This window comes from Streptomyces sp. NPDC037013 (assembly GCF_055607265.1).
On record NZ_JBVJRV010000010.1, the window covers coordinates 209,768 to 229,563 of the forward strand.

14 protein-coding genes are annotated in these 19,796 nt (G+C 71.2%); 9 read left to right on the forward strand and 5 right to left on the reverse strand.

Going from position 1 to position 19,796, the window contains the following annotated elements; genetic code table 11:
* Positions 1-79: 79 nt before the first annotated feature.
* Positions 80-1,504, forward strand: a complete 1,425-nt coding sequence (locus tag ACZ7DY_RS33695; RefSeq protein WP_471142307.1) for a sugar porter family MFS transporter — start codon at positions 80-82, stop codon at positions 1,502-1,504.
* A 54-nt stretch (positions 1,505-1,558) separates the two neighbouring features.
* Here ACZ7DY_RS33695 and ACZ7DY_RS33700 read toward each other — a convergent pair whose 3' ends face one another.
* Together ACZ7DY_RS33700 and ACZ7DY_RS33705 are read right to left on the reverse strand one after the other, a co-directional pair.
* Positions 1,559-2,542 carry an LLM class flavin-dependent oxidoreductase gene (locus ACZ7DY_RS33700; RefSeq protein ID WP_471142310.1) on the reverse strand — a complete coding sequence of 328 codons (984 nt, stop codon included), beginning with the start codon at positions 2,540-2,542 and terminating at the stop codon, positions 1,559-1,561.
* A gap of 114 nt (positions 2,543-2,656) precedes the next feature.
* Complete coding sequence (locus ACZ7DY_RS33705; RefSeq protein ID WP_471142312.1) at positions 2,657-4,105, reverse strand: purine-cytosine permease family protein; 1,449 nt, start codon at positions 4,103-4,105, stop codon at positions 2,657-2,659.
* A gap of 199 nt (positions 4,106-4,304) precedes the next feature.
* Between ACZ7DY_RS33705 and ftsY the strand changes: the two genes are divergently transcribed.
* Positions 4,305-5,528 carry a signal recognition particle-docking protein FtsY gene (gene ftsY / locus ACZ7DY_RS33710; protein ID WP_471142314.1) on the forward strand — a complete coding sequence of 408 codons (1,224 nt, stop codon included), beginning with the start codon at positions 4,305-4,307 and terminating at the stop codon, positions 5,526-5,528.
* Between the two features lie 63 nt (positions 5,529-5,591).
* On the opposite strand, the gene ACZ7DY_RS33715 is transcribed toward ftsY, so the two are convergent.
* Positions 5,592-6,074 (reverse strand): SAM-dependent methyltransferase, encoded by a 483-nt coding sequence (locus tag ACZ7DY_RS33715; RefSeq protein WP_471142315.1) that lies wholly within the window; start codon positions 6,072-6,074, stop codon positions 5,592-5,594.
* Between the two features lie 101 nt (positions 6,075-6,175).
* The gene (locus ACZ7DY_RS33720; protein WP_471142318.1) at positions 6,176-6,838 is read right to left on the reverse strand and encodes a bifunctional DNA primase/polymerase; all 663 of its coding nucleotides are present in this window, start codon (positions 6,836-6,838) and stop codon (positions 6,176-6,178) included.
* A gap of 421 nt (positions 6,839-7,259) precedes the next feature.
* Here ACZ7DY_RS33720 and nsdA point away from each other — a divergent pair, with 421 nt between their 5' ends.
* From nsdA to ftsH, 6 genes are all read left to right on the forward strand, one after another.
* Positions 7,260-8,735 (forward strand): transcriptional repressor NsdA, encoded by a 1,476-nt coding sequence (gene nsdA, locus ACZ7DY_RS33725; protein WP_471142320.1) that lies wholly within the window; start codon positions 7,260-7,262, stop codon positions 8,733-8,735.
* Between the two features lie 347 nt (positions 8,736-9,082).
* The gene (locus ACZ7DY_RS33730; protein ID WP_471142323.1) at positions 9,083-10,480 is read left to right on the forward strand and encodes an ammonium transporter; all 1,398 of its coding nucleotides are present in this window, start codon (positions 9,083-9,085) and stop codon (positions 10,478-10,480) included.
* A complete protein-coding gene (locus ACZ7DY_RS33735) occupies positions 10,477-10,815 on the forward strand; it encodes a P-II family nitrogen regulator (RefSeq protein WP_471142326.1) in 339 nt (112 codons plus the stop codon). Before ACZ7DY_RS33730 ends, ACZ7DY_RS33735 begins: the two co-directional genes overlap by 4 nt.
* Positions 10,816-10,885: 70 nt before the next feature.
* Positions 10,886-13,432 carry a [protein-PII] uridylyltransferase gene (locus ACZ7DY_RS33740; RefSeq protein WP_471142328.1) on the forward strand — a complete coding sequence of 849 codons (2,547 nt, stop codon included), beginning with the start codon at positions 10,886-10,888 and terminating at the stop codon, positions 13,430-13,432.
* A gap of 136 nt (positions 13,433-13,568) precedes the next feature.
* Positions 13,569-15,122: a signal recognition particle protein gene (ffh, locus tag ACZ7DY_RS33745; RefSeq protein WP_471142331.1), complete on the forward strand. Its 1,554-nt coding sequence runs from the start codon at positions 13,569-13,571 to the stop codon at positions 15,120-15,122.
* A gap of 147 nt (positions 15,123-15,269) precedes the next feature.
* Positions 15,270-17,204 carry an ATP-dependent zinc metalloprotease FtsH gene (ftsH, locus tag ACZ7DY_RS33750; RefSeq protein WP_471142333.1) on the forward strand — a complete coding sequence of 645 codons (1,935 nt, stop codon included), beginning with the start codon at positions 15,270-15,272 and terminating at the stop codon, positions 17,202-17,204.
* A 12-nt stretch (positions 17,205-17,216) separates the two neighbouring features.
* Here ftsH and ACZ7DY_RS33755 read toward each other — a convergent pair whose 3' ends face one another.
* Positions 17,217-18,077: a class I SAM-dependent methyltransferase gene (locus ACZ7DY_RS33755; protein ID WP_471142335.1), complete on the reverse strand. Its 861-nt coding sequence runs from the start codon at positions 18,075-18,077 to the stop codon at positions 17,217-17,219.
* Positions 18,078-18,295: 218 nt separating this feature from the next.
* On the opposite strand from ACZ7DY_RS33755, the gene proS reads away from it, so the two are divergent.
* Positions 18,296-19,714: a proline--tRNA ligase gene (gene proS, locus ACZ7DY_RS33760; RefSeq protein WP_471142337.1), complete on the forward strand. Its 1,419-nt coding sequence runs from the start codon at positions 18,296-18,298 to the stop codon at positions 19,712-19,714.
* Positions 19,715-19,796: the final 82 nt, after the last annotated feature.

Sequence of the window (19,796 nt, forward strand, 5' to 3'; positions counted from 1 at the left end):
TGGGCGGCGTGAAGTTGTGCGCCACTTGAAGAGCTCGCCCCCACCCCCGGCAACGTTGCCGGTGGCCCGAGGAGTACACGTGACCAGCACATCGCAGGCGCCCCGGTCCGGAGCCAGAGAGGCCCACCCGGACCATCTGGGACATGTCATCTTCATTACGGCGGCCGCCGCGATGGGTGGCTTCCTCTTCGGCTACGACAGTTCGGTGATCAACGGCGCGACCGTCGCCATCCAGCACCGGTTCGACGTCGACGCCAACATGCTCGGCTGGATCATCGCCACCGCGCTGCTCGGCTGCGCGGTCGGCGCCGCCGTGGCGGGCCGCATCGCCGACCGCATCGGCCGCATCCGCTGCATGCAGATCGCCGCCGTGCTCTTCGCGGCAAGCGCGGTCGGCTCCGCCCTGCCGTTCGCGGCCTGGGACCTCACCATGTGGCGCCTGATCGGCGGCATCGGCATCGGCATGGCGTCGGTGATCGGCCCCGCGTACATCGCCGAGGTCGCGCCGCCCGCCTACCGCGGCCGGCTCGCCTCCTTCCAGCAGGCCGCCATCGTCATCGGCATCGCCGTCTCCCAGCTGGTCAACTGGGGCATCCTGAACATGGCCGACGGCGACCAGCGCGGCAAGCTGGGCGGCCTGGAGGCCTGGCAGTGGATGCTCGGCGTCATGGTCATCCCCGCGCTGCTCTACGGGCTGCTGTCCTTCATCATCCCGGAGTCCCCGCGCTTTTTGATCTCGGCCGGCCGTCAGACCGAGGCCAAGAAGGTCCTCAGCGAGGTCGAGGGCCACACCATCGACCTGGACGCGCGCGTCCAGGAGATCGAGATCGGCCTGCACCGCGAGCACAAGCCGTCCTTCAAGGACCTGCTGGGCAAGGTCGGCTTCCTGCCGATCGTCTGGATCGGCATCGGGCTCTCGGTCTTCCAGCAGCTCGTCGGCATCAACGTGATCTTCTACTACTCGAACCAGCTGTGGCAGTCCATCGGCAAGGACCCCTCCAGCTCGTTCCTGTACTCGTTCGAGACGTCGATCGTGAACATCATCGGCACGGTCATCGCGATGATCTTCGTCGACCGCATCGGCCGCAAGCCCCTCGCCATCATCGGCTCCGCCGGCATGGCCCTGGCCCTGTTCACCATGGCGTGGGCGTTCTCGTACAAGACCGGCTCCGGTGACAACGTCTCGCTGCCCAACGCGCAGGGCCTGACCGCGATCATCGCCGCCAACGCCTTCGTGCTCTTCTTCGCCCTCTCCTGGGGCGTGGTCGTCTGGGTGCTGCTCGGCGAGATCTTCCCCAACCGGATCCGTGCCGCCGCGCTCGGCGTGGCCGCCTCCGCCCAGTGGCTCGCCAACTTCGCGATCACCAAGACCTTCCCGAGCATGTCCGAGTGGTCCCTGACCGGCTCGTACATCATCTACGGCGCGTTCGCCGCCGTCTCGATCCCCTTCGTCATGAAGTTCGTCAAGGAGACGAAGGGCAAGGCCCTGGAGGAGATGGGCTAAACCCCCGCTGCCCCCTCCTCTTCAGGAAGCTGCCCCGGCTGAAGGACTCGTGTCTCACTTGTCCTTGAGCCGGGGCAGTACGTTTTCGCAGAAGTGGTGCAGGCTGCGCCACCCCTCGTCGACGGGCATCCCGCCGGCGAGCGGATGCAGGATGAGGCTGGCCGCCCCCTCTTTCGCGTACGTCACGCACTCCTCGGGCGTCAGCACCCGGTAGACGCCCTCGGCGCGCAGCTCGTCGACGGTGGTCGCCGCCGACTTCACCGCCGAACGGATCTCCGCGGACTGCCACGAGGCGTACGTGCGCGCCTCGTGCAGGAAGTGCCGGCCGTGCTCGGCCCAGGTGCGGTCGGGGTCGTCGGCGATGTGCAGGAGCGGGGTCTCGGCGGCGGGCATCATCGTCCACCCCTCGGTGCCGTGCTCCGCGAGCTGCGCCGTGTAGTACGCCTCCAGGTCGGGCAGGTGGGCGCTGGGGAAGAACGGCAGGCCGAACCGGGCCGCGCGCCGGGCCGCCGCCTTCGACGAGCCGCCGACCAGGAGCAGCGGATGCGGCTGGGTGAAGGGGCGTGGCGTGATGCGCACGGTCCGGCCGCGGAAGTCGAAGAGCTCGCCGGTCCAGGCCTTCAGGAGTGTCTCGAGCAGCTCGTCCTGGAGCTTCCCGCGGCTCTTCCAGTCGACCCCCGCCTGCTCGTACTCCTCGGGCCGGTAGCCGATCCCCGCCACCGTGACCAGGCGGCCGGCGCTCAGCAGGTCGAGTACGGCGATGTCCTCGGCGAGCCGCAGCGGATCGTGCAGCGGGCCGATCACCGCGGAGACCGTGACCGCGATGCGCCGGGTGGCGCCGAAGACGGCTCCGGCGAAGGTGAACGGCGAGGAGATCCAGTTGTTCGGGGTGCCGTGGTGCTCCTCGGTCTGCACGGTGGAGATGCCGCGGTCGTCCGCGTAGGCGGCCATCTCCAGGGCGGCCCGGTAGCGCTCGCTCAGCGACGCGGGTGTCGCCGCGGGATCGACGAGGTTGAAACGTACGACTGTGGCGGGCATGGAAACGTCCCCCTTCACCGTGCGTGGGCGGCGAAGGGGGACGTTAGCTGACGTGATGTCAGATGAATAGCCTCGTACGGGAGTCGGATCGATCCGTACGGGTGTCCGCGCGGATCAGGCCGAGATCAGCTCGGTGTCGCCCTTGCCGGTGGCCGCGTCCTTCTCCACCAGCGGCGTCTTCGGCAGGATCGCGTACAGCACGGCGGCGACGACGATCGTGGTCAGCCAGCCGAGGCCGTGGCGGCCGGTCCAGGACGTGGCGAGCGGGCCGCTGAACCAGTCGACCTTGGTGAAGAGCATGCCCACCACCAGGGCGAGCGCCCACGCCGTCATCGCCTGCCAGGCGAAGCCCGCCTTGTACCAGTAGGCGCTGGTGCGCTTGGTGTCCATCAGCGCCTCGCCGTCGTACGTCTTGCGGCGCAGCATGTCGACGCCGAAGACGCCGATCCAGGCGGAGAAGGCGACCGCGAGCAGCGTGAGGAAGGAGATGAACGAGCCCATGAAGCTCGTCGCCACGTTCATCAGGATGTAGCCGAAGATCAGGCTGATCACGGCGTTCACGCTGACCGCCCACGCGCGCGGGACCTTGATGCCGAGCGTCATCGCGGTGAAGCCCGCGGAGTACATCGACATTGAGTTGATCAGCAGCATGCCGATGAGGGCCATCAGCAGATACGGCACCGCGATCCACATCGGCAGCAGCTCACCGAGGAAGGAGACCGGGTCCTGCGCCGACGAGAGCTTCGGGTCGGAGACGGCCATGACCGCGCCCATCAGGACCATCGGGACGACGACGATGCCCGCGCCGCCGATGGCGTGGCCGATCAGCGGCTTGTTGGAGGCGGCGCGCGGCAGGTAGCGGGTGAAGTCGGGGCCGGTGGGGACCCAGCTGATGCCGCCCGCGGCGATCGTGCCGACGCCCGCGACCATCATCGCCGTGGAACCGGCGGGCTTGTCGAAGACGGCGGACCAGTCGGTCTCGGCGAGGAGGTAGATCAGCACGAGGACGCTGAAGGCGCCGAAGGCGTACGTCGACCAGGTGCTTGCGATGTGCAGGATCTTGCGGCCGAGGCCGCTGATCAGGAAGGTGCAGGTGACGAAGGCGACCAGCGTGACGACGGTCAGCCAGGTGCTGGACTCCACGCCGAAGCAGATGTCCAGGACCGTGATGATCGCGTACGCGCCGGTGACCGCGTTGATCGTCTCCCAGCCCCAGCGGGCGACCCAGATGAGCGCGCCCGGGAAGAGGTTGCCGCGCTGGCCGAAGACCGCGCGGGAGAGCGTCATGCCCGGCGAACCGCCGCGCTTGCCGGCGATGGAGATCAGGCCGACCATGCCGTAGCTCAGCAGGGGGGAGACGAGCGCGACGACCAGGACCTGCCAGATGTTCAGGCCGTTGGAGACGATCAGGCCGGCGCCCATGGTCAGCAGCAGGACGCTGATGTTGGCCGCTACCCAGGTGGGGAAGAGCTCGCGGGTCCTGCCCGTGCGCTCGGCGTCCGGGACGGGCTCAAGGCCGCGTGTCTCGAGGGCGCCTTCGGATTCGGCGGTGGTGCTGCTCATGGGGGTGGGTCCGTGCCTCTCGCTCGGATCGCAACGTCGCGATCCGCCGGTGGGGGTGATTCGCGATGGACTCTACGCGCGTTGATGCGGGGACCTCCATCGTACTTTAGTCCGAGTAGTGCCCTCAAGAGGCATATGTTCTTTGGAGGAAACTCCAATCTGGGCCTCCGTCGGTGGCATGGCCGATACTGGACGGGTTATGGAAATCGTCATCCTTGCTGTAGTCATCGCCGTGGTCGTGATCGGCGCGCTCGGCGGGCTCGTGATCGGCAGCCGCAAGAAGAAGCAGCTGCCCCCGCAGGCCCCGCCCTCCGCGCCCACCATCACCGCCCCTCCCGCCGAACCGAAGGTCGGCGAAGAGGCCGAGACGCCGCGCGACGAACCGCGCCGCACGATCGAGGAGGTGGAACTCCCGCTCGCCGAGCCGTCGGCCACGGCCCCGGTCGTCGTCGAGGAGCCGGTCGCCGAAGAACCGGCCGCGCCGGAGATCGAGACCCCCGAGCCCACCGCCGGCCGCATGGTCCGGCTGCGCGCCCGGCTCTCCCGCTCGCAGAACGCGCTCGGCAAGGGACTGCTCACGCTGCTGTCCCGCGAGCACCTCGACGAGGACACCTGGGAGGAGATCGAGGACACGCTGCTCACCGCGGACGTCGGCGTCGCCCCCACCCAGGAGCTCGTGGAGCGGCTGCGTGAGCGCGTGCGCGTGCTCGGCACCCGCACCCCGGACGAGCTGCGCACCCTGCTCCGCGAGGAGCTCCTCACGCTCGTCGGCGCGGACCTCGACCGCACCGTGAAGACCGAGTCGGGCCTGGAGACGCCGGGCATCGTGATGGTCGTCGGGGTGAACGGCACCGGCAAGACCACCACCACCGGCAAGCTCGCGCGCGTCCTCGTCGCCGACGGCCGCACGGTCGTCCTCGGCGCCGCCGACACCTTCCGCGCCGCCGCCGCCGACCAGCTGCAGACCTGGGGCGAGCGCGTCGGCGCCCGCACGGTGCGCGGCCCCGAGGGCGGCGACCCCGCGTCGATCGCCTTCGACTCGGTCAAGGAGGGCATCGCGGACGGCGCGGACGTCGTCCTCATCGACACCGCGGGCCGCCTGCACACCAAGACCGGCCTGATGGACGAGCTCGGCAAGGTCAAGCGCGTCGTCGAAAAGCACGCCCCGCTCGACGAGGTGCTGCTCGTCCTCGACGCCACGACCGGACAGAACGGCCTGATCCAGGCCCGCGTCTTCGCCGAGGTCGTCGACATCACGGGCATCGTCCTCACCAAGCTGGACGGCACCGCCAAGGGCGGCATCGTCGTCGCCGTCCAGCGCGAACTGGGCGTGCCGGTCAAGCTGGTGGGTCTCGGCGAGGGCGCGGACGACCTGGCCCCCTTCGAGCCCGAGGCGTTCGTGGACGCGCTCATCGGCGACTGAGGCCTCGCACCCTCGGGCGTACGCGTAAGGGCCCCCTCGCACCTTCACGGTGTGAGGGGGCCCTTACGGCTTGAAGTACTCCGACATCAGGGCGCCGACCCACTCCGGCTGCTCGATCTCGGCCGGGCGGAACTCCGCCATGGCGGGCTTCAGGTCGACGACCGGGGTGCCGGAGACCGCGTCGAGGCCCACCACCGTCAGCTCGCGCCCGCGGACGGACTCGATGGCGCAGCACGTCACCCCGATGCGGTTGGGCCTGCGGGGGCCGCGGTCGGCGAAGACCCCGACCGGCGGCAGGTCGGCGCGGCCGCGCGGGGGCCGGGGTCCGCGGGGGCCGACGGTGCCCGGAAGGCCGGGGTCCGGGAACCGGTCGAAGACGAAGACCACCTCCACGTGCGAGAAGTCCTCCAGCCCCTGGAGGCATGCCTCGCCGAAGCGTTCGTCGACGGTGATCGTGCTGCGGACGGCGCCCCACCGGTCCGTGAGCCGGACATCCGTGCGGTCGTTGCGGACGGTGCCTATCGGGGTGATCTCGAAGCTCTGCATGGGCCGGTTCTATCGCTCCGGCCGCCGTCGCGCACGGGCCGGTCGTTCTGACGCGCGGAGCCGTGCCGTGAGGTGATGTGCCGTGAGGTGATGTGCCGGGACTAGGCCGGTGACCGGTGTGCGACGTACGCCAATGTGCCGAGCAGGAGCCGTGCCTGGGGCGGGTTCGTCGCCGTGTCGAGCGCGGGGGAGCGGAGCCAGCGGACCGGACCGAGGCCGCCGCGGTCGGACGGGGGCGCGGTGATGTGGGTGCCGCGGCCCAGGCCGTGCAGGTCCAGGGCGGCGTCGTCCCAGCCCATGCGGTAGAGCAGCTGGGGGAGTTCGGCCGCGGCTCCGGGGGCGACGAAGAACTGCGCCCGGCAGTCGGGGGTGACGACCACCGGCCCGAGGGGGAGCCCCATCCGCTCCAGCCGGACCAGGGCGTGCCGCCCCGCCGTCTCCGCCACCTCGATCACGTCGAACGCGCGCCCGACCGGCAGCAGTACGGCCGCGCCGGGGAACTCGGCCCAGGCGTCGGACACTTCGTCGAGGGTGGCGCCGGCCGGGACCTCCGGCGCGAACGCCAGCGGGTGGGCGCCGGGGGCGGGGCAGTCGCTCTGCCCGCACGAGCAGACGCCGTCGAGGGCCCGGGCGCCGGGGACCGCGTCCCAGCCCCACAGACCGGTGTACTCCGCCACCGCCGTACAGTCCGACGCGCGGCCGCGCCGGCGTGATCCGGTCCGGGGCCGGTCGGTTCCCCGGATGCCGCCGATCGTGAAGCCCATGCCCCCTCCAACGGGTCGAGCACGCCCTGGTTACGTGACGGATCGGATCGTGGCCCTCTGTTCTGAAGGCGGCGCTCGGTGGATTCCCGGGTGGTGCGCGGGAGTTCATGCGCCCCACTGCACTCCGTTGCGCCCACTTTCGTTCGTCCTATGTCAAGTGAATCGCTTGTGGCGGCCCGGGAGTTCATTCGAAGGGGTGGCGAATGGTGGCGTTTCCGCGATCGCCCTCGCCGGACGGGTGATCGTAGGATTACTTTCGGTACATGACCCTGGGAGTTCGAGCACTCGTGGGTATGCCGGAGGCAAGTCGGTTTCCTGTTCGATGGGTGACATTCTCCGGACGGACAGCCGCAAGGCGCGGCATTCTGTTAGGGCTTGGCGTGGACAGCGCACAAGTGGCTTGATGGATGGGGGCGTTCCAGTGGGCGGCAACGGCGGAGGCGGCGTGAACGCTGAGAAGCGCCCCAACGAGATGCTCACGTCCTGGTTCGTGCGCAGCGGCTGGTCGAAAGGCGAGCTCGCCCGCCAAGTGAACCGCAGGGCCCGGCAGTTGGGTGCTCACCACATTTCGACGGACACCTCACGGGTGCGCCGCTGGCTCGACGGGGAGAACCCCAGGGAGCCGATCCCGCGCATCCTCTCCGAGCTCTTCTCCGAGCGGTTCGGCTGCGTCGTCGCCGTCGAGGACCTGGGCCTGCGTGCCGCGCACCGTACCCCCGCCTCCTCCGGCGTCGACCTGCCCTGGACCGGGCCGCAGACGGTCGCCCTGATGAGCGAGTTCTCCCGCAGCGACCTGATGCTCGCCCGCCGTGGCTTCCTCGGCACCTCGCTCGCGCTCTCCGCGGGCCCCGCCCTCATCGAGCCCATGCAGCGCTGGCTGGTGCCCTCGCCCTCCGCCACGGCGCCGCCGGAGCCCGAGCCCGCCGCGCAGCGCCGCCCGGCCCGGCTCTCCAAACCGGAGCTGGACCTCCTGGAGTCCACGACGGTGATGTTCCGCCAGTGGGACGCCCAGTGCGGGGGAGGGCTGCGCCGCAAGGCCGTCGTCGGACAGCTGCACGAGGTGACGGACCTGCTCCAGGAGCCGCAGCCCGAGGCCACCTCCAAGCGCCTGTTCAAGGTCGCGGGCGAGCTGGCAGAGCTGGCCGGGTGGATGAGTTACGACGTGGGGCTCCAGCCCACCGCCCAGAAGTACTTCGTCCTCGCCCTGCACGCCGCGAAGGAGGCGGGCGAGAAGCCCCTCGGGTCGTACATCCTCTCCAGCATGAGCCGCCAGATGATCCACCTCGGCCGGCCCGACGACGCGCTCGAACTGATCCACCTCGCCCAGTACGGCAGCCGGGACTGCGCCAGTCCGCGCACCCAGGCCATGCTGTATGCGATGGAGGCCCGGGCGTACGCCAGCATGGGGCAGCCCGGCAAGTGCAAGCGCGCCGTGCGGATGGCCGAGGACACCTTCGCCGACGCCGAGGACTTCCCCGAGCCCGAGCCGGACTGGATCCGCTTCTTCTCCGAGGCCGAGCTGAACGGCGAGAACGCCCACTCGTACCGCGACCTGGCCTACGTGGCGGGCCGCAGCCCCACCTACGCCTCGCTCGCCGAGCCCGTCATGGACCGCGCCGTGGAGCTCTTCGAGAGGGACCTCGAACACCAGCGTTCGTACGCGCTCAACCTCATCGGCAAAGCCACCGTCCACCTGCTGCAACGCGAGCCCGAGCAGAGCACGGTCCTCGCCGGGCAGGCCCTCGACATCGCCAAGAAGGTCCGTTCCGAGCGGGTCAACACCCGCCTGCGCAAGACCGTCGACACGGCCGTGCGGGACTTCGGCGACGTCCCCGAAGTCGTCCAGATCACCGAGCGGCTCGCCATCGAGATGCCGGAGACCGCGGAAGCGGTCTGAGCCCGGCACCCCCGGCCCCGGCCGCGGCAGGACCATCCCGAACAGCCCGACTCGGCTCCCCCATGCCAGTCAGCCGGATGGCCGCCGCGGCCGGTTCTCGTGCCCCGCGCCGGGCCCGGAAGGGCACCCCGCGTGACCCGCCGGTTCATGACCGCGTAACACACCCGACCTCTTCGTCACCGCGGCGAAACACCGAGGGGCCCCCGCCGAAATCGTGCTGCGCCAATCTCTGGCGCATAACCGCCCCACAGCCCCGCGCTCCCCGAGCGGGGGCCCCTCGGCACCGCACACGCTCCGCCCGCACGGGCCGCACCGCACGGGCCGCATACGACGACGAGGAGACGCCGATGCCCCCAGGCATCACGATCGCCGCAGACGCCCCAGAGCTGTCTGCCGCCAACACCGGGTTCATGCTCATCTGTTCCGCCCTGGTGATGCTCATGACGCCGGGACTCGCCTTCTTCTACGGAGGCATGGTCCGCGTCAAGAGCACCCTGAACATGCTGATGATGAGCTTCATCAGCCTGGGGATCGTCACCATCCTCTGGGTGCTGTACGGCTTCTCCGTCGCGTTCGGCACCGACCACGGCAGCCTCCTCGGCTGGGAGAGCGACTTCGTCGGGCTCAGCGGGCTCGGCATCAACCAGCTCTGGGACGGCTACACCATCCCGGTCTACGTCTTCGCCGTCTTCCAGCTGATGTTCGCGATCATCACCCCCGCGCTGATCAGCGGCGCCCTCGCGGACCGCGTGAAGTTCTCCGCCTGGGCGCTGTTCATCGCGCTGTGGGCCACCGTCGTCTACTTCCCGGTCGCCCACTGGGTCTGGGGCGCCGGCGGCTGGGCCTTCGAGCTCGGCGTCATCGACTTCGCGGGCGGCACGGCCGTCCACATCAACGCCGGTGCCGCGGCGCTCGGCGTCATCCTCGTCATCGGCAAGCGCGTCGGCTTCAAGAAGGACCCGATGCGGCCGCACTCGCTGCCGCTCGTGATGCTCGGCGCGGCCCTGCTCTGGTTCGGCTGGTTCGGCTTCAACGCCGGATCGTGGCTGGGCAACGACGACGGCGTCGGCGCGCTCATGTTCGTCAACACGCAGGTCGCCACCGCCGCCGCCATGCTCGCCTGGCTCCTCTACGAGAAGCTGCGCCACGGCACCTTCACCACGCTGGGCGCCGCGTCGGGAGCCGTCGCCGGCCTCGTCGCGATCACGCCATCCGGCGGCTCCTGCTCGCCGCTCGGCGCCATCGCCATCGGCGCCATCGCCGGTCTGCTCTGCGCCATGGCAGTCGGACTCAAGTTCCGGTTCGGATACGACGACTCGCTCGACGTCGTCGGCGTCCACCTGGTCGGCGGCGTCGCCGGCTCGATCCTCGTCGGCTTCTTCGCCACCGGCGGCGGCCAGTCGAAGGCCAAGGGCCTCTTCTACGGCGGCGGCCTCGAACAGCTGGGGAAGCAGCTCGCCGGAGTCGGCGCGGTCCTCGCGTACTCCCTGATCGCCTCGGCGGTCCTCGCCCTGCTCATCGACAGGACGATGGGGATGCGGGTCAGCGAGGACGACGAGGTCTCGGGCATCGACCAGGTGGAACACGCCGAGACCGCCTACGACTTCAGCGGGGCGGGCGGCGGTACGGCTTCCCGTACGGCGGTACCGGGCCCGGGCGGCGCCGGTGCCGGGACAGGGGCCGGCGGTCAGGCCCAGGCACAGGCGCAGGCCAAGGCTCAGCGGAACAAGAAGGTGGACGCATGAAGCTCATCACCGCGGTCGTCAAGCCGCACCGGCTCGACGAGATCAAGGAGGCGCTGCAGGCCTTCGGTGTCCACGGTCTGACCGTCACCGAGGCCAGCGGCTACGGCCGGCAGCGCGGACACACCGAGGTCTACCGGGGTGCCGAGTACACGGTGGATCTCGTGCCGAAGATTCGTATCGAGGTCCTCGTCGAGGACGACGACACCGAACAGCTCCTCGAAGTGGTGGTCAAGGCCGCCAGGACCGGCAAGATCGGGGACGGCAAGGTCTGGAGCGTCCCGGTCGACACGGCGGTCCGGGTGCGGACGGGGGAGCGCGGACCCGACGCCCTGTGAGGCGGCGGGCGGAGTGCGCGGGCCGAGCGGGATCGAACGGAACTGAGCGGGACGGAACAGGAGCTGCTGGGTGACGAGTGTGGACGCACCGACCGAAACGACATCGGAAGACTCCGGACCCAGCGGCTACGCGGCGGCCCGGCTGCGGCTCCTCCACGAGGAGTCGCGGTCCGGGCCGCCGCGCCGTTCCGCCCTCGCGCAGCTGACGGACGACTGGCTGGCCGGACTCTTCCGAAGCGGCGGCGGGGCCGGGGGCGGACCCGCCGGTGCGCCGGGCGGCACCGCGCTCGTCGCGGTGGGCGGGTACGGGCGCGGCGAGCTGTCGCCCCGCAGCGACCTGGACCTGCTCCTGCTGCACGACGGGAGCGCGGGCGCCGGGGAGATGGCGGCGCTCGCCGACCGCCTCTGGTACCCCGTCTGGGACCTCGGGCTGGCCCTCGACCACTCCGTGCGGACGCCCGCGGAGGCCCGCAGGACCGCCGGCGAGGACCTCAAGGTGCACCTCGGGCTGCTCGACGCCCGCCATGTCGCCGGCGACCCGGGGATGACCACGGCGCTGCGCACGGCCGTCCTCGCCGACTGGCGCAACCAGGCGGTGAAGCGGCTGCCCGAGCTGCGCGAGCTGTGCGAGGAACGGGCCGAGCGCCACGGCGAGTTGGGCCATCTGCTCGAACCCGACCTGAAGGAGGCGAGGGGCGGACTGCGCGACGCGACCGCGCTGCGGGCGATCGCCGCGTCCTGGCTCGCCGACGCACCCCGCGAAGGGCTCGACGAAGCCCGCGGGAAACTCCTCGACGTGCGCGACGCGCTGCACCTCGCGACGGGCCGGGCCACCGACCGGCTCGCCCTCCAGGAACAGGACCAGGTCGCCGCCGAACTGGGCCTGCTGGACGCCGACACCCTGCTGCGGCAGGTGTACGAGTCCGCCCGCGTCATCTCGTACGCCGGTGACGTCACCTGGCGCGAGGTCGGCCGGGTGCTGCGGGCGCGGGCCGGGCGACCGCGGCTGCGGACACTGCTCGGCGGCGGTCGCGGGGCCACCGCGGAGCGGACACCGCTGGCCGAAGGGGTCGTCGAACAGGACGGTGAGGCCGTCCTCGCGCGGGCCGCCCGCCCCGAACGCGACCCCGTCCTGCCGCTGCGGGCCGCCGCGGCCGCCGCCCAGGCCGGGCTTCCGCTCTCGCTGCACGCCGTGCGCCGCCTGGCCGCCGTGGCCCGTCCGCTGCCCACGCCGTGGCCCGCCGAGGCGCGCGAGCAACTCGTGACGCTGCTCGGCGCGGGGCGTCCGACGGTCGAGGTCTGGGAGGCGCTGGAGGCCGAGGGGCTCATCACGCGGATGCTGCCGGACTGGGAGCGGGTGCGGTGCCGGCCGCAGCGCAACGCCGTCCACACCTGGACGGTCGACCGGCACCTGGTGGAGACGGCGGTGCGGGCCGCCGAGTTCACGCGGCGGGTGGACCGGCCGGACCTGCTGCTCGTCGCCGCGCTGCTGCACGACATCGGCAAGGGGTGGCCCGGGGACCACTCCACGGCCGGGGAGATCATCGCCAGGGACGTCGCGGCGCGGATCGGGTTCGACGCGGGCGACGTGGCGGTCCTCGCGTGCCTCGTCCGCCACCATCTTCTGCTGGTGGAGACCGCGACGCGGCGCGACCTCGACGACCCCGCGACGGTACGGGGGGTCGCGGAGGCGGTCGGTTCCGTGCGGACGCTGGAGCTGCTGCACGCGCTGACCGAGGCGGACGCGCTGGCGACCGGCCCCGCGGCCTGGTCGGCGTGGCGGGGGGCGCTCGTCGCCGACCTGGTGAAACGGGTGGCGGCGGTGCTGTCGGGGGACGAGCCGTCCGAGACGGAGGACGCGGCGCCGACGGCCGAGCAGGAGCGCCTTGCGGTCGAGGCCTTCCGCACGGGCGGCCCCGTGCTCGCGCTGCGGACCCGGCCGGAAGGGCCGGAGGAGGCCCAGGCCACGGAGACCGGGTCTGACGACGGACCGGCGGGGGAGAGGTCTGGGGCAGAGAAGTCTGCGGCGGAGAGGTCCGCGGCGGATGGGGAGCCGCTCGGTGTGGAGCTTTCGGTCGCGGTGCCGGATCAGCCGGGGGTGCTCTCCGCGGTGGCCGGGGTGCTGGCGATGCACCGGCTGGCGGTACGGGCGGCGGAGCTGCGGGAGGTGACGCTGCCGGTGCCGTCCTCGGTGCTGCTGCTGAGCTGGCGGGTCGCGGCAGAGTATGGGTCGCTTCCGCAGGCGGCACGATTGCGGGCCGATCTGGTGCGGGCGCTCGACGGCTCGCTGGACATCGAGGCGCGGCTCGCGGAACGGGAGGCGGCGTACCCGCGCCGCCGCGGGACCGTCGCGCCGCCCGCCCGGGTGTCGGTGGCGCCCGCGGGTTCACGGGTCGCGACGGTGATCGAGGTGCGGGCCCAGGACGCCCCGGGCCTCCTGCACCGGATCGGCCGGGCGCTGGAGGCGGCGGGGGTGATGGTGCGGAGCGCGCACGTGTCGACGCTGGGGTCGAACGCGGTGGACGCGTTCTACGTCACGGACACGTCCGGCGCCCCCCTGCCGAGGGAGCGGGCGACCCGGGTGGCCCGGACGGTGGAGGAGGCGCTGCGGGGGTAGGAGGTGACCGGTGGAGCGGACGCCCGCCCGCACCTGAGGTGTCCAAGCCCACCGCACGGTCCCCGCAGTCGTGGCCGACCGATACCCTGGAAGGCGACCTGTTCCCCTTTCCCCGACCCGAGGATTCGCGACCGCCGTGTTCGATACTCTCTCCGACCGCCTCGCAGCGACATTCAAGAACCTCCGGGGCAAGGGCCGCCTGTCCGAGGCGGACATCGACGCCACGGCGCGCGAGATCCGCATCGCCCTGCTCGAGGCGGACGTGGCCCTGCCCGTCGTCCGGTCCTTCATCAAGCAGGTCAAGGAGCGCGCGACCGGCGCCGAGGTCTCCCAGGCCCTCAACCCCGCCCAGCAGGTCATCAAGATCGTCAACGAGGAGCTCATCGGCATCCTCGGCGGCGAGACGCGCCGGCTGCGGTTCGCGAAGACCGGCCCGACGGTCATCATGCTCGCGGGTCTGCAGGGTGCCGGTAAGACGACCCTCGCGGGCAAGCTCGGTCTCTGGCTGAAGGGGCAGGGCCACGCCCCGCTGCTCGTCGCCTGTGACCTCCAGCGCCCGAACGCCGTCAACCAGCTGAGCGTCGTCGCCGAGCGCGCCGGCGTCGGCGTCTACGCCCCCCAGCCGGGCAACGGCGTCGGTGACCCGGTGCAGGTCGCCAAGGACTCGATCGAGTTCGCGAAGACCAAGCAGTACGACGTCGTCATCGTCGACACCGCGGGTCGCCTCGGCATCGACCAGGAGCTGATGCAGCAGGCCGCGGACATCCGCGACGCCGTCAGCCCCGATGAGGTCCTCTTCGTCGTCGACGCCATGATCGGTCAGGACGCGGTCAACACGGCCGAGGCCTTCCGGGACGGCGTCGGCTTCGACGGCGTGGTGCTCTCCAAGCTCGACGGTGACGCCCGCGGTGGTGCGGCCCTGTCGATCGCGCACGTCACCGGCCGCCAGATCATGTTCGCCTCGAACGGCGAGAAGCTGGACGACTTCGACGCGTTCCACCCGGACCGCATGGCGTCCCGCATCCTCGGCATGGGCGACATGCTCACGCTGATCGAGAAGGCCGAGCAGACCTTCTCGCAGCAGGAGGCCGAGCAGATGGCCTCCAAGCTGGCCTCCAAGAAGGGCCAGGACTTCACGCTCGACGACTTCCTGGCCCAGATGGAGCAGGTCAGGAAGATGGGCAGCCTCAGCAAGCTGCTCGGGATGATGCCCGGGATGGGGCAGATCAAGGATCAGATCAACAATCTGGACGAGCGGGACGTGGACCGTACCGCCGCCATCATCAAGTCGATGACGCCCGCCGAGCGTCAGGAGCCGACGATCCTCAACGGCTCGCGCCGGGCCCGTATCGCCAAGGGTTCCGGTGTCGACGTCAGCGCCGTGAAGAACCTCGTGGAGCGGTTCATGGAGGCGCGGAAGATGATGTCCCGCATGGCCCAGGGCGGCGGCATGCCGGGTATGCCCGGGATGCCGGGCATGGGTGGCGGTGCCGGCAAGCAGAAGAAGAAGCAGAAGCAGGCCAAGGGCAAGCGCCGCTCCGGCAACCCGATGAAGCGCAAGCAGGAGGAGCAGGAGGCCGCGGCCCGCCGCGAGCAGGCCGGGCAGTCCGGCGGCGCCTTCGGGCTTCCGGCCGGCCAGGACGGACAGAAGTTCGAGCTTCCCGAGGACTTCAAGAAGTTCATGGGCTGACTCCGGCGAGCCGGGGCCCGTCCGATCCGTCGCGGCCCGCTCTCCGTCGTACGTCTTTGGGGCGCCCCTCTCCGGAGGGGCGCCCTCGGCGTTTCCCGGTGGCCCGGAGCGGGTGCTTGGGTGTCTTTTCTGACGTAACGTCCGGATATGAGCAACCCTGTGCCGCCGCGTCAGACGCCCGACCGGCCCTGGCGCTCCGAGGGCGCGCCGCCGCCCGCCCCCACCCCGCCGCCGAAGAAGAAGATGCCGGGCGGCTGGGGCAGCCTGATCCTGACGGCGCTGATCGTGTACCTCATCGCCAACGTCGTCCTGTCCTTCTTCAACGACGGCGACGAGCCGACGATCTCGTACACGGAGTTCAGCAAACAGGTCGACGACGGCAACGTCTCGAAGATCTACTCCAAGGGCGACGCGATCCAGGGGCAGCTCAAGAAGGAGCAGGACAAGCCGGACGGCGACAAGGGGAAGTACACCAAGTTCACGACCCAGCGGCCCGCCTTCGCCGACGACAAGCTCTGGGCCGACCTGACCAAGCACGACGTCACCGTCACCGCCGAGCCCGTGGTGCAGGAGCGCAGCTTCCTGTCGAACCTGCTGATCTCGCTGGCGCCGATGCTGCTCCTCGTCGTGCTGTGGATCTTCATCGCCCGGCGCATGAGCGCCGGAATGGGCGGCGGGGGCGGCATGCTCGGGCGCAAGACGCCGCCCAAGCCCGTGGAGCTCGAGCCCGGGGCCAAGCGCACCACGTTCGAGGACGTGGCGGGGATCGACGAGGTCGAGGGCGAGCTCAACGACGTCGTCGACTTCCTCAAGAACCCGGACGCCTACCGTGCGATGGGCGCCAAGATGCCGCGCGGCGTGCTGCTCGCCGGACCGCCCGGCACCGGCAAGACCCTGCTCGCGCGCGCCGTCGCGGGCGAGGCCGGCGTGCCCTTCTTCTCGGCCTCCGCCTCGGAGTTCATCGAGATGATCGTCGGCGTGGGCGCCTCCCGCGTACGCGAACTCTTCGCCGAGGCCCGCAAGGTGGCGCCGTCGATCATCTTCATCGACGAGATCGACACCATCGGACGGGCCCGGGGCGGCGGCAGCGGAATGGGCGGCCACGACGAGCGCGAGCAGACGCTCAACCAGATCCTCACCGAGATGGATGGTTTCTCGGGCGCGGAAGGCGTCATCGTGCTCGCCGCCACCAACCGCGCCGACGTCCTCGACCCCGCCCTCACCAGGCCCGGACGGTTCGACCGCGTCGTCAACGTCTCCCCGCCCGACCGCGGCGGACGCGAGGCCATCCTCAAGATCCATACCCGGTCCATCCCGCTCGCCGACGACGTCGACCTCGCCCACGTCGCCCGTACGACACCGGGCATGACCGGCGCGGAACTGGCCAACCTCGCCAACGAGGCCGCCCTCGTCGCCGTCAAGCGCAAACAGCGGGCCGTCACGCAGGCCGACCTCTCCGAAGCCATGGAGAAGGTGCAGCTCGGCGCCGAACGCCCGCTCGTCATGCCGGAGGAGGAGCGCAGACGCACCGCGTACCACGAGAGCGGCCACGCCCTGCTCGGCATGTTGCAGCCCGGCGCCGACCCGGTCCGCAAGATCACGATCGTGCCGCGCGGCCGTGCCCTGGGCGTGACGCTCTCGACCCCCGACTCCGACAAGTACGCCTACACCGAGGAGTACCTCCGGGGCCGCGTCATCGGCGCCCTGGGCGGCATGGCCGCCGAACACGTCGTCTACGGAGTCATCACGACCGGCGCAGAGAGCGACCTCGAACAGGTCACCAACATCGCACGCGGCATGGTCGGCCGCTGGGGCATGAGCGAACGCGTGGGCCGCCTCTCGGCCCTGCCCAACGACGCCCAGCAGGCGTACGGACTCGCGGCGGCCCCCGGCACCCTCGACACCATCGACGCGGAGATGCGGCGGATCGTCGACGAGTGCTACGAGAGTGCCTGCCGGCAGCTGCGCGAGCACCGGGACCAACTGGACGCGCTGGCCGCGGCGCTGCTGGAGAACGAGACGCTCGAGGAGGCGCAGGCGTACCGGGTCGCGGGCATCACGCGCATGACCAAGGACGCCTAGCCCCCCGCCGGGCTACGGAGTGCGGGCGATCAGATAGCGGAAGACGTTCGGCATCCACACCGTCCCGTCCGCGCGCCGGTGCGGATGGAGCGCCTCGGTGAGCTCCTTGTCGACCTGCGCCTGGTCCGTCGCGCCCACCGCCGCGTCGAACAGCCCCGTCGAGAGCAGCCCGCGCGCCGCGCTCTCCACGTCCGCGTACCCGAACGGGCAGGCCACCCGGCCCGAACCGTCCGGCTTGAGCCCGGCCCGCTGAGCGACCTCCTCCAGGTCGTCCCGCAGCGCGGGACGCCAGCTTCCGGTGGACCGCAGCGGATCGGCGAGCTTCGTCGCCACCCGCAGGACCGAGGAGGTCGCGCACCGCTCCGGAGGGCCCCAGCCGGCGAGCACCACCGGGGCGCCGCGTCCGGCGAGCGGAGCCGCCGCCTCCAGGAGCTCGGAGAGCCCTTCGGAGTCACCCGCCGTGCAGCCGATCGGCTGGAAGGCGGTGACCAGGTTGTACGCGGGCAGGCCCGGCTCCGCCGCGTCCGCCGGGCCTCCCTCGACGAGCCGGGTGTCGGCACGCGTGCGTGCGTCCCCCGCCGCCTCCGGAAGCAGCCGTTCGCGCGCGAGGGCCAGGCGTTCGGGCCGGGCCGGATCGACGCCGGTGACCGCGGCGCCGCGTGAGACCGCCATCAGCAGGGCCAGTCCGGAACCACAGCCGAGGCCCAGGAGCCGCGTGCCCTCACCCACTTCGAGCCGTTCGTACACCGCTTCATAGAGCGGGACCAGCATCCGTTCCTGGATCTCCGCCCAGTCACGCGCGCGTGCGCCCAGGTCCACGCGGGGCGTGGCGCCCGCGCGGGGTAGGTGCGACTGCACGAGTGTTGGTGTCATCGAAAGCGCCCCAATCCAACGAGAGTTAGTGCCGTGCCGGAATTCAACGGTTCCTCCGCCCCCGTGCCGTGCGCTCACACTCCCCCCGTATGCCAGAGAACTCCGCATCCGTCGTGGCGTCCAGAGGTTGTGTGCCAATGCTTGCGTGCCACCGTCGTGCGCCCCCTGGGGGGATAAATACGCGCATTCTCCGGGGCCTCGCACCTACCATGCGCGCCATGGCCAAGACACCCGTGCTCACGCCCCAGGCGGACGACTTTCCGCGCTGGTACCAGGATCTGATCAACAAGGCCGAGCTGGCCGACAACGGTCCGGTGCGCGGCACCATGGTGATCCGACCGTACGGCTACGCCCTCTGGGAGCGGATGCAGCAGGACATGGACGCCCGCATCAAGGCGACGGGCACGCAGAACGCGTACTTCCCCCTCCTCATCCCGCAGTCGTACCTGACCAGGGAGGCCGAGCACGTCGAGGGCTTCGCGCCCGAGCTGGCCGTCGTCACGCACGGCGGCGGCAAGGAGCTGGAGGAGCCGGTCGTCGTCCGGCCCACCTCGGAGACGATCGTCAACGAGTACTTCTCCAAGTGGGTGCAGAGCTACCGCGACCTGCCGCTGCTGATCAACCAGTGGGCCAACGTGGTCCGGTGGGAGATGCGCCCCCGCCTGTTCCTGCGCACCTCGGAGTTCCTCTGGCAGGAGGGTCACACCGCCCACGCGACGTACGAGGAGGCACGCGACTTCGCCGCCCGCATCCACCGCGACGTCTACGGGGCCTTCCTGCGCGAGGTGCTCGCCATGGACTTCGTGCCGGGCCGCAAGACCGCCGCCGAACGCTTCGCCGGCGCCATCAACACCCTCACCCTCGAAGGGATGATGGGCGACGGCAAGGCCCTCCAGCTCGGCACCAGCCACGAGCTCGGCCAGAACTTCGCCAGGGCCTTCCACACCCGGTACCTGTCCAAGGAGGGCGAACAGGAACTGGTCTGGCAGACCTCCTGGGGCAGCACGACACGGATGATCGGCGCCCTGGCGATGATGCACGGCGACGACCGCGGCCTGCGCGTACCGCCCCGGCTCGCGCCGGTCCAGGCCGTCGTCCTCGCCGTCAAGGGCGACGACGCCGTGCTCGCCGAGGTCCGCGAGATCGGCGCGAGGCTGACCGCCGCGGGCGTCCGCGTCCAGGTCGACGACCGTACGGACACCCCCTTCGGACGGCGCGCCGTGGACTGGGAGCTCAAGGGCGTGCCGGTGCGCGTCGAAGTCGGGCCGCGCGATCTGGAGAGCCGCACCGCGATGCTGACGCGCCGCATCCCGGGCGGGAACAAGGAGCCGGTGCCGATCGACGCACTCGCCGCCCTGCTGCCCGGCATCCTCGAAGAGGACCAGGCGCTGCTCCTGAGCCAGGCCCGCGCCCGCCGCGAGTCCCGCACCGCGGACGTCCGTACCGTCGGGGAGGCGGTGGAGGCCGCCGAGGCCGGCGGCTGGGCCCGCCTCCCGTGGGCCGCGCTCGGTGTGGAGGGCGAGGCCGGACTGGCCGGGCACGGCCTGACCGTACGGTGTCTGGTCGCTGAGGACGGGGCGGTGCCGGACGCCGACGAGACCCCGGGTAACGTCGCTGTCGTGGCCCGCGCCTACTGAGCGGCACGCGTCGGCACCGGCGCGCTCGTCCGCGGGCCGCGCGCCCGCCCGGACACCACGGGCCCCGGCGCGAGGACGTGTC